Genomic DNA, 16,265 nt, shown 5'->3' with positions numbered 1-16,265 from the left:
ACTTTTCTATTATACTTGTATCCACCGCAGCGTCGGTAACAAAAATGTCATTCCACAGTAACCTATTCTACTGTTATTACTAGCCTTAAATAATTGCATAATAAAAAAGAAAAAAAGCCACTGCTGATATTATCAACAATGGCTTAATCTGCTTGGCAACGTCCTACTCTCCCAGGACCCTTCGGTCCAAGTACCATCGGCGCTGGAGGGCTTAACGGTCGTGTTCGGGATGGGTACGCGTGGAACCCCTCCGCTATCGCCACCAAACGGGCATTTACAGCGTAAATGCTCAGACTTAATCGCCTGAAAACTGAATCCGAATTGAATTTGCGTTCTAAGTATAGGATAAGCCCTCGACCGATTAGTATTGGTCAGCTCCATGCATTACTGCACTTCCACCTCCAACCTATCTACCTCGTCGTCTTCAAGGGGTCTTACTAATTGGGAAATCTCATCTTGAGGGGGGCTTCACGCTTAGATGCTTTCAGCGCTTATCCCGTCCGTACGTAGCTACCCAGCCATGCTTCTGGCGAAACAACTGGTGCACCAGCGGTACGTCCATCCCGGTCCTCTCGTACTAAGGACAGCTCCTCTCAAATTTCCTGCGCCCACGACAGATAGGGACCGAACTGTCTCACGACGTTCTGAACCCAGCTCGCGTACCGCTTTAATGGGCGAACAGCCCAACCCTTGGGACCTACTTCAGCCCCAGGATGCGATGAGCCGACATCGAGGTGCCAAACCTCCCCGTCGATGTGGACTCTTGGGGGAGATAAGCCTGTTATCCCCAGGGTAGCTTTTATCCGTTGAGCGATGGCCCTTCCATGCGGTACCACCGGATCACTAAGTCCGACTTTCGTCCCTGCTCGACTTGTAGGTCTCGCAGTCAAGCTCCCTTATGCCTTTGCACTCTTCGAATGATTTCCAACCATTCTGAGGGAACCTTGGAACGCCTCCGTTACTCTTTAGGAGGCGACCGCCCCAGTCAAACTGCCCGCCTGACACGGTCCCCGTACCCGATTAGGGTACTAGGTTAGAACCTAGATACGATCAGGGTGGTATCCCAACGGCGCCTCCACCGAAGCTTGCGCTCCGATTTCTACGGCTCCCACCTATCCTGTACAGATCGTACCCAAATTCAATATCAAGCTGCAGTAAAGCTCCATGGGGTCTTTCCGTCTTGTCGCGGGTAACCTGCATCTTCACAGGTATTAAAATTTCACCGGATCTCTCGTTGAGACAGCGCCCAAGTCGTTACGCCATTCGTGCGGGTCAGAATTTACCTGACAAGGAATTTCGCTACCTTAGGACCGTTATAGTTACGGCCGCCGTTTACTGGGGCTTCGGTTCATAGCTTCGGGTTACCCCTAACCACTCCCCTTAACCTTCCAGCACCGGGCAGGCGTCAGCCCGTATACTTCGCCTTGCGGCTTCGCACAGACCTGTGTTTTTGCTAAACAGTCGCTTGGGCCTTTTCACTGCGGCCCCCTCGTGCTATTCACACTACCGGGGCACCCCTTCTCCCGAAGTTACGGGGTCATTTTGCCGAGTTCCTTAACGAGAGTTCTTCCGCGCGCCTTAGAATTCTCTTCTCGCCTACCTGTGTCGGTTTGCGGTACGGGCACCTTCTCCTGGCTAGAGGCTTTTCTTGGCAGTGTGAGATCATGACCTTCGCTACTGTAATTTTCGCTCCCCATCACAGCCCAGCCTTAACGATGTGCGGATTTGCCTACACATCAGCCTCACTGCTTAGACGGACATATCCATCAGTCCGCGTCACTACCCTCCTGCGTCACCCCATCGCTCATAGCGGATTACGGTGGTACAGTAATTTCAAACTGTTGTCCTTCGACTACGCCTTTCGGCCTCGCCTTAGGTCCCGACTTACCCTGAGCGGACGAGCCTTCCTCAGGAAACCTTGGGCTTTCGGCGGATCAGATTCTCACTGATCTTTTCGTTACTCATACCGGCATTCTCACTTGTATGCTGTCCAGCGCTCCTTACGGTACACCTTCAACCCACATACAACGCTCCCCTACCCCAGATACATACGTATCTAGCCATAGCTTCGGTGGTGTGTTTAGCCCCGTTACATTTTCGGCGCAGAGTCACTCGACCAGTGAGCTATTACGCACTCTTTCAATGGTGGCTGCTTCTAAGCCAACATCCTGGTTGTCTGTGCAACTCCACATCCTTTCCCACTTAACACACACTTGGGGACCTTAGCTGATGGTCTGGGCTGTTTCCCTTTTGACAATGGATCTTAGCACTCACTGTCTGACTCCCGGCAATAAGTATATGGCATTCGGAGTTTGACTGAGCTTGGTAATCCTTGCGGACCCCGCACCCAATCAGTGCTCTACCTCCACTACTCTTATACCGAGGCTAGCCCTAAAGCTATTTCGGGGAGAACCAGCTATCTCCGAGTTCGATTGGAATTTCTCCGCTACCCCCACCTCATCCCCGCATTTTTCAACATGCGTGGGTTCGGGCCTCCAGTGCGTGTTACCGCACCTTCACCCTGGACAGGGGTAGATCACACGGTTTCGGGTCTACGTCCACATACTCAATCGCCCTATTCAGACTCGCTTTCGCTGCGGCTCCGTCTTCTCGACTTAACCTTGCATGTTAAACGTAACTCGCCGGTTCATTCTACAAAAGGCACGCCATCACCCATTAATAGGGCTCTGACTTTTTGTAAGCACACGGTTTCAGGTTCTATTTCACTCCCCTTCCGGGGTGCTTTTCACCTTTCCCTCACGGTACTGTTTCACTATCGGTCGCCAGGTAGTATTTAGCCTTAGCAGATGGTCCTGCTGGATTCATACGGGGTTTCACGTGCCCCGCACTACTCGGGATCCGTCTCGGAGAGAACACAGTTTAGGTTACAGGGCTTTTACCTCTATCGCGGGCCTTTCCAGACCTCTTCACCTACCATATTCCTTTGTAACTCCATGTGAGACGTCCCACAACCCCTAAGAGCAAGCTCTTAGGTTTAGGCTGTTCCGCGTTCGCTCGCCGCTACTGACGGAATCACTATTGTTTTCTCTTCCTCAGGGTACTTAGATGTTTCAGTTCCCCTGGTCTGCCTCTACATCTCCTATGTGTTCAGAGATGAGTAACTGCGAATTACCACAGCTGGGTTTCCCCATTCGGACACCCCCGGATCAAAGCTTGCTTACAGCTCCCCGAGGCAGTTTCGTTGTTCGCCACGTCCTTCGTCGGCTCCTGGCGCCTAGGCATCCTCCGTGTGCTCTTATTAGCTTAACCTTGATTTTTCCTCAGGAAAATATCACATAATGACATTCTCTTTGGAATCATCTCACTAATAACATTTACTTGTTTACACAAGTTGCTAAAAGATGTTCTAAAACGCAAATTCGTTTCGGTATCCAGTTTTCAAGGATCAAGTCTTACTGAGAGCTTAAACTCTCAAAACTGAGCAACGAGTGAGTAACAGGCCTAAACCTGAGATTTTGGAAGTTTAACTTCCGATTTGAATGTCTTCATTGCAGAAGACGATTCTCCATAGAAAGGAGGTGATCCAGCCGCACCTTCCGATACGGCTACCTTGTTACGACTTCACCCCAATCATCTACCCCACCTTCGGCGGCTGGCTCCCTTGCGGGTTACCCCACCGACTTCGGGTGTTGTAAACTCTCGTGGTGTGACGGGCGGTGTGTACAAGACCCGGGAACGTATTCACCGCGGCATGCTGATCCGCGATTACTAGCAATTCCGACTTCATGCAGGCGAGTTGCAGCCTGCAATCCGAACTGAGACCGGCTTTGATGGGATTGGCTTCACCTCGCGGTTTCGCTTCCCGTTGTACCGGCCATTGTAGTACGTGTGTAGCCCAGGTCATAAGGGGCATGATGATTTGACGTCATCCCCACCTTCCTCCGGTTTGTCACCGGCAGTCACTCTAGAGTGCCCAACATTACTTGCTGGCAACTAAAGTTAAGGGTTGCGCTCGTTGCGGGACTTAACCCAACATCTCACGACACGAGCTGACGACAACCATGCACCACCTGTCTCCTCTGTCCCGAAGGCCGCCACTATCTCTAGTGGATTCAGAGGGATGTCAAGACCTGGTAAGGTTCTTCGCGTTGCTTCGAATTAAACCACATACTCCACTGCTTGTGCGGGTCCCCGTCAATTCCTTTGAGTTTCAGTCTTGCGACCGTACTCCCCAGGCGGAGTGCTTACTGTGTTAACTTCGGCACCAAGGGTATCGAAACCCCTAACACCTAGCACTCATCGTTTACGGCGTGGACTACCAGGGTATCTAATCCTGTTTGCTCCCCACGCTTTCGCGCCTCAGCGTCAGTTACAGCCCAGAAAGTCGCCTTCGCCACTGGTGTTCCTCCACATATCTACGCATTTCACCGCTACACGTGGAATTCCACTTTCCTCTTCTGTACTCAAGTCACCCAGTTTCCAGTGCGACCTCAGGTTGAGCCCAAGGTTTAAACACCAGACTTAAATGACCGCCTGCGCGCGCTTTACGCCCAATAATTCCGGACAACGCTTGCCCCCTACGTATTACCGCGGCTGCTGGCACGTAGTTAGCCGGGGCTTTCTTCTCAGGTACCGTCACTCCGGTAGCAGTTACTCTACCGGACGTTCTTCCCTGGCAACAGAGCTTTACGATCCGAAAACCTTCATCACTCACGCGGCGTTGCTCCGTCAGACTTTCGTCCATTGCGGAAGATTCCCTACTGCTGCCTCCCGTAGGAGTCTGGGCCGTGTCTCAGTCCCAGTGTGGCCGTTCACCCTCTCAGGTCGGCTACGCATCGTCGCCTTGGTGGGCCGTTACCCCACCAACTAGCTAATGCGCCGCAGGCCCATCCCTCAGTGACAGATTGCTCCGTCTTTCATTCTTTCTTCAGGAGAAAAAAGAAATTATCCGGTATTAGCTACCGTTTCCGGTAGTTATCCCAGTCTAAGGGGCAGGTTGCCTACGTGTTACTCACCCGTCCGCCGCTAAGTTATTTTGAAAGCAAGCTTTCAAAATAACTCCGCTCGACTTGCATGTATTAGGCACGCCGCCAGCGTTCGTCCTGAGCCAGGATCAAACTCTCCAATTAGTATTGAAAAGAGCGATATGCTCATTTTGAAACATCTGACGAGAAAATTAATTCTCTAATTTTGGATTTCACTTTCGTGATTTCCTACTCACTCGTTGTTCAGTTTTCAAAGATCAAGTTCTCGTTGGCGCCATTTAATGTCTCAGCAGCAACTCTTATACTATATCATGTTCGGCTATTTAATGTCAAGCTCTTTTTTTAACTTCTTTTTCGAGCTCGGCATGTGTGTTTCTTGGCCGGACTTAGAATATATCATGTATAGTGATTCATTGCAACACTTTTTTTAGAAAGATTAAATACCATAAATCATGTATTAATGAATACACTCTATCTTTATATACCGTTGCCTTATATACATTCCATAATATAAAAGAAAAACAACTGAAAAAGATATCAGTTGTTTTTAGAAGATAGCTTAGACGAATCTAAATTAATTTCGCTTCCTTCGCTCCAGTAATTACGGAAACGATACTGTTTCGAAGTATCTCTGCATTATACGCCTGGTATGGATCGACATTGAAAACAACAGCATCTGCAATAAAACCTTCTGCAATCTGCCCCAGCTCGTTACCGCTCCCTAGAATGTCAGCAGCGCTTTTAGTAGCTGACTGCCACGCTTCTCTACGAGTTAAGCCATAATCAATCAACGTATCCAGTTCTTGAAGGTTATAACCATGTAATGAGGGTGTAGCATAATCTGTACCGAATCCAATACGAACGCCCTCTCTTTTTGCATAATTAATGGCTTTGGAATGCGATTCAGAAGCGCGGGCGGCTCGTTCGCAAATGATCGGGTTCAACGCTAGAACGCCCTTCGGATCTGCGGCAATGCGATAGATGGATGTAGTAGGTACAAAAGCTACTCCCGAATTAGCAAGTCTCCCTGCCTGATCTTCAGTTAGAAACATCCCATGCTCTATAGATTCCACGCCGGCCCCAATGGACCAGTCTATCGTCACTCCACCCCAGGTATGAACAAGTACCTTTTTATCGTGGGCATGTGCATTACGAACAATGAATGCGAACTCTTCTTCGGAAAAGATCGGATCAACCACTTTCTCGGTGGGCGCCCCAAGACCGCCTGTGGCCATGATTTTTACCCAGCCCGCTCCTGTAGCAAAGATTTGCGCCATCCGTTGTTCCAAATGCTTAAGTCCACGGGCATCTGCTGCTCCAAGCATATCGCTGCTGGTATGCACTCTTAAAGGCTGCTGATACTGCTGAACAAGATGCTGCACTGTGCTTGGCACAATTCCTCCTGCATCCCGTACAGTCGTTACACCTGTCCTTAGAGTAGCCTCAAAAGCCTGTGCCTGCATGGCTTCGATCTGCTGGGAGTCGCGCTTCAATTGGTCCGCATGATCAAAGTCTGTCCAAGCCATATGCGTATGAAGATCTATAATACCTGGACTAATCCATAGATCTGTCCCTGTAAGAGTTAAATTATTTTGTTGCGGCTCTATTTCAGTTATAGATAAAAAATAACCATCCTTGATCACAACATCAAAACGTTTGCCTTCGATACCTGCTATATAAATATTCTTGAATGTATGCAGTTCTGGATGCTTGTGAATCATCTTCATTCCCCCCAAGCCAGCCGAACAGCTTCTAATGCCTGATCGGGGTCTTGTTTCAACAACTCAGCAAGCGTTAATATGGCTTCCTCCACACTTTTCCGAGCAGCATTTGTTCCGAAATGATTGATCCGCAAAAGATGGCCAAATAATTCTCCGTCTCCTGGAGCCACAATGCCTATAGGTTTTTCGATCTGCAAATCTTGCTTTCCAGTAATCCGAACCGTTGTAGTCAGTGTAGAATAATGTCTGTTGTCCTTTTGCCAAGGCTCAAGCCCCAAGGATTCTATACCAGCTAATGTAGCAGCTGCAGCCCTTTCATGACGCTGAATGATTTGTTCCAATCCCTCTTCTTCAATTCGTGTCAAGGCCATGATCAAAGCTCTAGCCTCTAATGTCGGAATATTTGGAGCAACTCGTAGTGGCGTGGCGCCATCCAGCGAAGGTTTGAGATCTAGCAAGGACAGAATGGAGTTACGCGGTGCATTTTTATTTGACTCAAGAAATTGCCAGCCACGTGGTGAAATACTGACGGCGCTAACACCGTTAGGTCCAGCCAAGGCTTTTTGTGCGCCTATCACAGCAAAATCAACTCCCCATTCATCGACCATTAACGCCTCTCCCCCAACCGCAGAAACTGAGTCGGTCACAGTAATGAGATTGAACTCCTTTGCAATCTTAAATATTTCTTTAGCCGGATTAGATCCACCTGTAACTACTTCAGCCTGAACAAAGGAAAGGGCACAAGGGCTAAACTCTTTAATTGCGGAAGCAACTTGGTCGCCAGTGACCACTTCATCAAAAGGAACCTTTACTTCAATAACCGTTGCTCCTCCCCGTTCAAGCCACTTTCCAAATAGACTTCCATAGGGACCTGTTACTATATTTACAATGGTTCGACCAGGTGCCGCTATTCCTGCAGCCACTGCCTCGATCCCCAGAATTGCCTCAGCTGGGATGATAACTGGTGGATGCTCAGTAAACAAGATTGTAGAAATCAATTGTGTAAGCTTATTGTACTCATCCACTGAAAGTGGCACATGTACATTATATTCTGGGCTCATAAGAAACCTCCTGATGTACTTGATTTTGGCATTTTAGGAACTGCCGACAACAGCTCGTAACTGTATTCATGTTTAGGCCGGATGAAGAATTGATCCTTCGGACTCTGCTCCACGAGCTTTCCTTGCCGCATAACTGCTACCGTATCGCTAATTGCATTAATTACTCCTAGATCATGGGAAATAAAAAGCATGGTGAGATTAAGCTCAGCTTTCAGCGTATTGAACAGTTCGAGCACACTAAGCTGCACAGATACATCCAGCGCGCTTGTAGGTTCATCGGCGATCAGGATATTTGGTTCAACGCTTAATGCACGAGCGATCGCTATCCGTTGCCGTTGACCACCTGAAAATTCATGCGGGAATTTATCTAAAGCCTTTTGCTCCAAATGAACCTGGTTCAAAAGCTCTTTACATCTTTGCTCAACGTCTGTACGTCCCACAATTTTATGAAACAATAAGGGCTCGGAAAGAATTTGCCTAATCGAATGCTTTGGATTCAGCGATGCATCAGGATTTTGAAAGATCATCTGGATTATTTTACGCTGCTCACGGCTCCTTTTCTTTTTTAACTCTTGGGTACCTAACAGAATCTTCCCCTCATGCGGAGCAATCAGTCCAGCAATTACTCGCGCCAGCGTAGATTTCCCTGAACCGGATTCTCCAACAAGTCCAAGAGTGGTGTGCTGCTCAAGATTCAAATTGATACAATCCAGTGCAGTAAATCCGCCGTAGTGAACAGTTAAATCTTTTATTTGTAAGGCTAGTTCCATGAGTCTCTACTCCCTTCAAGCTCTGGCAAAGGAAGCACCGAATCAATCAGCATCTGTGTGTAAGGGTCGGATGGATTTTGCAAAATATCAAGGGTAGCGCCATGCTCCACAATCTGCCCTTGTTTCATTACACATAGGCGTGAGCACAAGTTGGCTGCAATCGCGAGATTATGCGTTACAAAAACCATAGCAAATCCCAACTCCTGCTGGAGGTTCGTGATCGTTTCAATAATTTGTCGTTGAACCGTGACATCCAGCGCCGTTGTCGGCTCATCACAGAGAAGAATACCTGGCTTGCACGCCAGTGCCAAAGCGATGACTACCCGTTGACATTGACCGCCTGACAGCTGACTCGGATATCGATCCTTTTTCTTTAAAGAATCAGGGAGACCAAGCCTTTCGAGTAGCTCCAGCGCAATCATTCGCGAAGCCTTTCGACTAACTTTCTGTCTGTAATACACGACTTCAGCCAGCTGATTGACAACCATACAGAGTGGATCAAGCGCACCTCTTGGGTCTTGAAACACCATCGCACTGCTTACGTCACTCTTAATGGTGCCACCTGTCTGTTCAACACCATTTGGAAGTAGTCCCAGAATTGCACGCAGCGTAAGCGATTTTCCTGAACCCGACTCACCTACTAATCCTAGACTCTCCCCTTTGCTCAGCGTAAAGCTAACATTGTTGACTAATCTCTCTTTTGACTTCGCTGCCAGCGATAGTGCGTTTATTTCTAAAATGGGCTCTTTAGACATCATTTTTTCCTCCATATGTCTGCCAAACCATCACCTAGGAGCGACAAAGCTATTCCGGTATACACCACTGCAAATCCTGGGACAGCTGAGAGCCACCAAGCTGTAGTGATGAATGGCTGTCCATCCGAGATCATAGTTCCCCAGTCTGGAGTTGGCGGTGTAATACCGATCCCAAGATACCCCAGTGTAACAATGGCAACAAGCAATCCAATCATGTCTGTCATAAGAACGACCACAGCTTGCGGAAGCACATTGGGCAGCAGATGACGCAAAATAATTTTCACTCCGGGTAGCCCTAAGGTTTGAGCGGATGCCACCCATTCCTGATTGCGAAAAGATGCGCTAAGACCTCTCACTACACGGGCAAAAACAATCCAACCTACAAGTATAAAAGTAATATAAATGCCTCGTTCTCCTGCTCCACTGGCAAAAGCAACGATAATGACGATTAGATAAAAAGGAAAAGCGATCAACGTATCTGACAGCAGCGTAATAACTGTATCAATCCATTTGCCGTAATATCCTGCTAGCATTCCTAGGAACACACCTATGCAAAAGGGAATGATTTCTGCTAAGACCATGATTTTTAAATCAGTCCTCGCAGCATAAATCAATCTAGTAAACAGATCACGTCCCAGCTGATCGGTTCCTAGCCAGTGTTCAGCCGACGGAGGCTGCAGAAAGGCGCTCAAATTTTGCTCGGAGGGATCATATGGACTTATATACGGTATGAACACAGTCAAGAGAATAAGAGCTGCAAACATAATCAATCCCACTAGAAGTGAAGGGGTATTCCATATTCGTTTTAAGCCGCTAGTCATTTTACCAGCCTCATACAATCGTGGTTCTAGTCTTATCGTTTTCATTGTTTTCCCTTCGTTCTGGGATCAAGCCACCAAGAAATGATTTCAATCAAGAGACTGATGATCACAACAGCTAGCGCACAGTAAAGTGCTATTCCTTGAATAACTGGAAAGTCCCGTTTCGAAATTGAAGTGAATAACAAACTGCCAATTCCCTTTATTCCAAACACCTGTTCAACGACCAATGTGCCGCCGATTAGATATGAAATATTCACACCCATCAGCATCAGTGTTGGAAGAGCCGAATTGCGCAGCACATGTTTAAATAAAATAACCCTGCTTGGTATTCCGGCAGCCTTAAGTGTAACTACAAAATCCGATTCTAACACTTCAAGCATCTGTGCTCTTAACGAACGGACCAGCGTAGGGATCTGTGAGAAAGCAACGGTGATTGCCGGAAGTGCAAGACTGTGCAAAGTTCCAATCCACCCTTCACTTACTCCCCCAACGGGGAACCAGCCAAGCCGGACACTAAAGAGCAAAATTAAAAGTAAGCCAACCCAGAAGATTGGCATACCCAAAGTTATTGTAGGAAAAATACGTATTAAATGATCCAACAGTTTATCCTTATGCGTAGCTGCTACTGTAGCAAGCAGAAGTGATACGAAAATCGCCAACACACACGCCATTACTATAAGCAACAAAGTGACAGGGGCTCTCTGCATAATCAACTCTCTTGTTGATGTCCCCATAACAATGGAGTTTCCAGTATCCCCCTGAGTAAATAGCGTCTTCAGAAATCGCATGAACTGCTCCCATAAAGGGAGGTCCAGCCCAAGAGTATGATGCATACTCTTGAGCGCCTCAGGGGTACTGTATTCTCCCAATATCATTTTAGCTGGATCTCCAGGCACAATTCGGATGATGAAAAAGACTGCTATCATTACGCAGCAGATCACTGCCAGCGCCTTTATAAGTGATATCACAAGCCAGTTGTAAGAGTCCTTGCTTCCTCTAGGTTGATTTAACACCTGCTTAAGATTCGTCATTGGCTGATGCGGACATCTTCGAAACGGGCGCTGCCGTTAGGTAGAACAACAAGGCCATCGACTGAAGAACGAATACCTTTCAAAACATCTGGATAATAAAGCGGAATATACGGCACTTCATCAGCAAGTGTCTGCAGCAGCTTAGTATAGATTTGTGCGCGAGCATCGCCGTCCGCTGTTTTTTGGCCCTCATATAGCAGCTTCGTTACTTCATCATTCGTATAATGCGTCCAATATGATTTGCTGAAGCCTTCCGGATCAGTTTGAAAAGCAATAATCGAGTTCGCTTCAGGGGAGTCGGCTTGACCGCTGTTGAGCATTGCGGCGAAATCATATGCAAAGAACCGTTCACGGAAAGTAGCAAGCTCAATCGACTCAATTTCAATTGTAATCCCGATCGTTTGACCCGCTGCCTGAATAATTTGCGCCTCTTGCGCTCTTGTACTATTGCCGGAGGCTACAAGTAATTTGGTAGTGAATCCATTAGGGAAGGCAGATTTAGCAAGCTCTTCCTTCGCTGCCTCGACATTGAAGTTCAGAGCCTTGATTGTATCATTGGAGTTATAAGGAATTGTTGTTGGCAGCAATGAGTTTGCTGTTTGCGCATAACCAAAGGTTAAAGCCTTGGTTAAGCCTTCACGATCAAGCGCCAGAGCCAGAGCACGGCGAACATGCACATCCGAGAAATGTTCATCCAGCGTATTAAAGAACAATTGCTCTGTCACCCAACTACCGTTAGTAATTACTTTTGTGTCAGCTCCATCTTTGATCTCATTGGCATTTTGCAGTGCTAAAGATTCAATAGCTTTAACTTCCCCAGCCTTCAGCTGGTTGATTGCTTGGCTATCGTCCTCAATCAACTTATAAACTAGCTTATCAATATATGGTTTACCTTCTTGCCAGTAGAATTTGTTCTTAGTGAAGGTCAGATCACCCGCTGTATCCCATGATTCAACCACAAAGGGTCCCGTTCCGATGGGCTTCTTAAAGAATTCTTCTTCGGAAACTCCACCAAAATTGTTAGGCAAGATGCCATTTGAGAAATTGGATAGCTCTGAGATAAATGGTGTATAAGGCTCTTTAAGTGTAATAACAAGCGTTTTGTTATCCTGCGCCTTAATTGTGCCGACCTTTGCCGATATTGCCAGCGGGCCGCCAACCTTCAAGTGCCGCTCAAGGGAGAATACAGCATCTTCTGCAGTCACATCCGTACCGTTTGAAAACTTTAAGCCGTCGCGAAGTTCAAAAGTATACGTCAGGCCATCCTCACTGATACTATGTGACTTCGCAAGCCAATCTACAATTTCGCCCTTGCTGTCAAAAGCAACTAACGATTCAAACACTTTGTCGATAGCAAAAGCATTGTTGGACGTAATCTGATTATGCAAATCCAATGAGGTTACAGAAGCAGGGCGTCCATAGACGAAGGTTCCTCCTACTGCAGGATCAGCTATTTGAGGACTCTGAGTTGCTGTTGCTGGACTCGCACTTTCCTGCGCATCTTTATTTGAAGCAGCCTTATTATTAGATCCCGAGCATCCTGCAATTACCATCAATAGCAAAACTGCTATTGCCCCCAACAGAATCGGTTTCTTAATAGATACACTAAAGTACGACATAATTCTCTCCCCCTATAATTCTTATATGTTTAGTATGAATTGTATTATGGGTTAAACACTGTAGTCTGTCAAACATAATTTAATTTGCAACAATCCTTAAATAAATATACATAACAAAAAGACCACTGTCGATTACTCAACAGTGGTCTTGCGTGCTTGGCAACGTCCTACTCTCCCAGGACCCTTCGGTCCAAGTACCATCGGCGCTGGAGGGCTTAACGGTCGTGTTCGGGATGGGTACGCGTGGAACCCCTCCGCTATCGCCACCAAACATGCGTCTGTGAAACAGACGCTGTCGCGTGAAATTTCGTTCATCACCAGTAGTGAGAATGAATTTCTTAGCGTGTTACAGGCTTGATGCCTGAAAACTGAATCCGAATTGAATTTGCGTTCTAAGTATAGGATAAGCCCTCGACCGATTAGTATTGGTCAGCTCCATGCATTACTGCACTTCCACCTCCAACCTATCTACCTCGTCGTCTTCAAGGGGTCTTACTAATTGGGAAATCTCATCTTGAGGGGGGCTTCACGCTTAGATGCTTTCAGCGCTTATCCCGTCCGTACGTAGCTACCCAGCCATGCTCCTGGCGGAACAACTGGTGCACCAGCGGTACGTCCATCCCGGTCCTCTCGTACTAAGGACAGCTCCTCTCAAATTTCCTGCGCCCACGACAGATAGGGACCGAACTGTCTCACGACGTTCTGAACCCAGCTCGCGTACCGCTTTAATGGGCGAACAGCCCAACCCTTGGGACCTACTTCAGCCCCAGGATGCGATGAGCCGACATCGAGGTGCCAAACCTCCCCGTCGATGTGGACTCTTGGGGGAGATAAGCCTGTTATCCCCAGGGTAGCTTTTATCCGTTGAGCGATGGCCCTTCCATGCGGTACCACCGGATCACTAAGTCCGACTTTCGTCCCTGCTCGACTTGTAGGTCTCGCAGTCAAGCTCCCTTATGCCTTTGCACTCTTCGAATGATTTCCAACCATTCTGAGGGAACCTTGGAACGCCTCCGTTACTCTTTAGGAGGCGACCGCCCCAGTCAAACTGCCCGCCTGACACGGTCCCCGTACCCGGTAAGGGTACTAGGTTAGAACCTAGATACGATCAGGGTGGTATCCCAACGGCGCCTCCACCGAAGCTTGCGCTCCGATTTCTACGGCTCCCACCTATCCTGTACAGATCGTACCCAAATTCAATATCAAGCTGCAGTAAAGCTCCATGGGGTCTTTCCGTCTTGTCGCGGGTAACCTGCATCTTCACAGGTATTAAAATTTCACCGGATCTCTCGTTGAGACAGCGCCCAAGTCGTTACGCCATTCGTGCGGGTCAGAATTTACCTGACAAGGAATTTCGCTACCTTAGGACCGTTATAGTTACGGCCGCCGTTTACTGGGGCTTCGGTTCATAGCTTCGGGTTACCCCTAACCACTCCCCTTAACCTTCCAGCACCGGGCAGGCGTCAGCCCGTATACTTCGCCTTGCGGCTTCGCACAGACCTGTGTTTTTGCTAAACAGTCGCTTGGGCCTTTTCACTGCGGCCCCCTCGTGCTATTCACACTACCGGGGCACCCCTTCTCCCGAAGTTACGGGGTCATTTTGCCGAGTTCCTTAACGAGAGTTCTTCCGCGCGCCTTAGAATTCTCTTCTCGCCTACCTGTGTCGGTTTGCGGTACGGGCACCTTCTCCTGGCTAGAGGCTTTTCTTGGCAGTGTGAGATCATGACCTTCGCTACTATAATTTTCGCTCCCCATCACAGCCCAGCCTTAATGATGTGCGGATTTGCCTACACATCAGCCTCACTGCTTAGACGGACATATCCATCAGTCCGCGTCACTACCCTCCTGCGTCACCCCATCGCTCATAGCGGATTACGGTGGTACAGTAATTTCAAACTGTTGTCCTTCGACTACGCCTTTCGGCCTCGCCTTAGGTCCCGACTTACCCTGAGCGGACGAGCCTTCCTCAGGAAACCTTGGGCTTTCGGCGGATCAGATTCTCACTGATCTTTTCGTTACTCATACCGGCATTCTCACTTGTATGCTGTCCAGCGCTCCTTACGGTACACCTTCAACCCACATACAACGCTCCCCTACCCCAGATACATACGTATCTAGCCATAGCTTCGGTGGTGTGTTTAGCCCCGTTACATTTTCGGCGCAGAGTCACTCGACCAGTGAGCTATTACGCACTCTTTCAATGGTGGCTGCTTCTAAGCCAACATCCTGGTTGTCTGTGCAACTCCACATCCTTTCCCACTTAACACACACTTGGGGACCTTAGCTGATGGTCTGGGCTGTTTCCCTTTTGACAATGGATCTTAGCACTCACTGTCTGACTCCCGGCAATAAGTATATGGCATTCGGAGTTTGACTGAGCTTGGTAATCCTTGCGGACCCCGCACCCAATCAGTGCTCTACCTCCACTACTCTTATACCGAGGCTAGCCCTAAAGCTATTTCGGGGAGAACCAGCTATCTCCGAGTTCGATTGGAATTTCTCCGCTACCCCCACCTCATCCCCGCATTTTTCAACATGCGTGGGTTCGGGCCTCCAGTGCGTGTTACCGCACCTTCACCCTGGACAGGGGTAGATCACACGGTTTCGGGTCTACGTCCACATACTCAATCGCCCTATTCAGACTCGCTTTCGCTGCGGCTCCGTCTTCTCGACTTAACCTTGCATGTTAAACGTAACTCGCCGGTTCATTCTACAAAAGGCACGCCATCACCCATTAATAGGGCTCTGACTTTTTGTAAGCACACGGTTTCAGGTTCTATTTCACTCCCCTTCCGGGGTGCTTTTCACCTTTCCCTCACGGTACTGTTTCACTATCGGTCGCCAGGTAGTATTTAGCCTTAGCAGATGGTCCTGCTGGATTCATACGGGGTTTCACGTGCCCCGCACTACTCGGGATCCGTCTCGGAGAGAACACAGTTTAGGTTACAGGGCTTTTACCTCTATCGCGGGCCTTTCCAGACCTCTTCACCTACCATATTCCTTTGTAACTCCATGTGAGACGTCCCACAACCCCTAAGAGCAAGCTCTTAGGTTTAGGCTGTTCCGCGTTCGCTCGCCGCTACTGACGGAATCACTATTGTTTTCTCTTCCTCAGGGTACTTAGATGTTTCAGTTCCCCTGGTCTGCCTCTACATCTCCTATGTGTTCAGAGATGAGTAACTGCGAATTACCACAGCTGGGTTTCCCCATTCGGACACCCCCGGATCAAAGCTTGCTTACAGCTCCCCGAGGCAGTTTCGTTGTTCGCCACGTCCTTCGTCGGCTCCTGGCGCCTAGGCATCCTCCGTGTGCTCTTATTAGCTTAACCTTCGCTCCGATGTTTCGCTTGTTCGCACAATTGAAAATCTTCGCTTCCAGCTAATAACTAACGTACTTGTTTACACAAGTTTTAGCTAAAAGATGTTCTAAAACGCAAATTCGTTTCGGTATCCAGTTTTCAAGGATCAAGTCTTACTTGAGAGCTTAAACTCTCAAAACTGAGCAACGAGTGAGTAACAGGCCTAAACCTGAGATTTTGGAA

General features: G+C 48.2%; 7 protein-coding genes and 5 rRNA genes. All 12 read right to left on the bottom strand.

Annotation, left to right across the window (positions count from 1 at the left end):
- Positions 1-150: 150 nt before the first annotated feature.
- Positions 151-267, bottom strand: a 5S ribosomal RNA gene (gene rrf, locus NST34_RS00110).
- A 74-nt stretch (positions 268-341) separates the two neighbouring features.
- Positions 342-3,270, bottom strand: a 23S ribosomal RNA gene (locus NST34_RS00105).
- Between the two features lie 262 nt (positions 3,271-3,532).
- A 16S ribosomal RNA gene (locus tag NST34_RS00100) occupies positions 3,533-5,090 on the bottom strand.
- Together the 16S, 23S and 5S rRNA genes form the textbook arrangement of a ribosomal RNA operon.
- Positions 5,091-5,515: 425 nt before the next feature.
- Positions 5,516-6,667, bottom strand: a complete 1,152-nt coding sequence (locus tag NST34_RS00095; protein WP_341126919.1) for an amidohydrolase family protein — start codon at positions 6,665-6,667, stop codon at positions 5,516-5,518.
- Between the two features lie 2 nt (positions 6,668-6,669).
- Positions 6,670-7,728 (bottom strand): pyridoxal-phosphate-dependent aminotransferase family protein, encoded by a 1,059-nt coding sequence (locus NST34_RS00090; protein WP_341126918.1) that lies wholly within the window; start codon positions 7,726-7,728, stop codon positions 6,670-6,672.
- Positions 7,725-8,498, bottom strand: a complete 774-nt coding sequence (locus tag NST34_RS00085) for an ABC transporter ATP-binding protein (protein WP_076287055.1) — start codon at positions 8,496-8,498, stop codon at positions 7,725-7,727. The genes NST34_RS00090 and NST34_RS00085 overlap by 4 nt, the downstream gene beginning before the upstream one ends.
- A complete protein-coding gene (locus NST34_RS00080; protein WP_341126917.1) occupies positions 8,489-9,256 on the bottom strand; it encodes an ABC transporter ATP-binding protein in 768 nt (255 codons plus the stop codon). Before NST34_RS00080 ends, NST34_RS00085 begins: the two co-directional genes overlap by 10 nt.
- Positions 9,253-10,119 carry an ABC transporter permease gene (locus tag NST34_RS00075; protein ID WP_143764167.1) on the bottom strand — a complete coding sequence of 289 codons (867 nt, stop codon included), beginning with the start codon at positions 10,117-10,119 and terminating at the stop codon, positions 9,253-9,255. The genes NST34_RS00080 and NST34_RS00075 overlap by 4 nt, the downstream gene beginning before the upstream one ends.
- Complete coding sequence (locus tag NST34_RS00070; RefSeq protein WP_042183789.1) at positions 10,116-11,105, bottom strand: ABC transporter permease; 990 nt, start codon at positions 11,103-11,105, stop codon at positions 10,116-10,118. Before NST34_RS00070 ends, NST34_RS00075 begins: the two co-directional genes overlap by 4 nt.
- Positions 11,102-12,724 carry an ABC transporter substrate-binding protein gene (locus NST34_RS00065; protein ID WP_341126916.1) on the bottom strand — a complete coding sequence of 541 codons (1,623 nt, stop codon included), beginning with the start codon at positions 12,722-12,724 and terminating at the stop codon, positions 11,102-11,104. Before NST34_RS00065 ends, NST34_RS00070 begins: the two co-directional genes overlap by 4 nt.
- Positions 12,725-12,878: 154 nt before the next feature.
- Positions 12,879-12,995, bottom strand: a 5S ribosomal RNA gene (rrf, locus tag NST34_RS00060).
- A gap of 128 nt (positions 12,996-13,123) precedes the next feature.
- Positions 13,124-16,052: ribosomal RNA gene (locus tag NST34_RS00055) — 23S ribosomal RNA — on the bottom strand.
- Positions 16,053-16,265 lie beyond the last annotated feature (213 nt).

This window comes from Paenibacillus sp. FSL H7-0714, from assembly GCF_038003765.1.
Taxonomy (GTDB): Bacteria; Bacillota; Bacilli; order Paenibacillales; family Paenibacillaceae; genus Paenibacillus_AQ.
The sequence above is the reverse complement of the archived record's forward strand: the minus strand, read 5'-3'. Positions and strand labels throughout refer to the sequence as shown.

Excerpts from the sequence above, each read along its gene's own strand:
- NST34_RS00080 (WP_341126917.1), bottom strand. The coding sequence starts at position 9,256 with ATGATGTCTAAAGAGCCCATTTTAGAAATAAACGCACTATCGCTGGCA.
- NST34_RS00090 (WP_341126918.1), bottom strand. The coding sequence starts at position 7,728 with ATGAGCCCAGAATATAATGTACATGTGCCACTTTCAGTGGATGAGTAC.
- NST34_RS00065 (WP_341126916.1), bottom strand. The coding sequence starts at position 12,724 with ATGTCGTACTTTAGTGTATCTATTAAGAAACCGATTCTGTTGGGGGCA.
- NST34_RS00075 (WP_143764167.1), bottom strand. The coding sequence starts at position 10,119 with ATGAAAACGATAAGACTAGAACCACGATTGTATGAGGCTGGTAAAATG.
- NST34_RS00085 (WP_076287055.1), bottom strand. The coding sequence starts at position 8,498 with ATGGAACTAGCCTTACAAATAAAAGATTTAACTGTTCACTACGGCGGA.
- NST34_RS00095 (WP_341126919.1), bottom strand. The coding sequence starts at position 6,667 with ATGATTCACAAGCATCCAGAACTGCATACATTCAAGAATATTTATATA.
- NST34_RS00070 (WP_042183789.1), bottom strand. The coding sequence starts at position 11,105 with ATGACGAATCTTAAGCAGGTGTTAAATCAACCTAGAGGAAGCAAGGAC.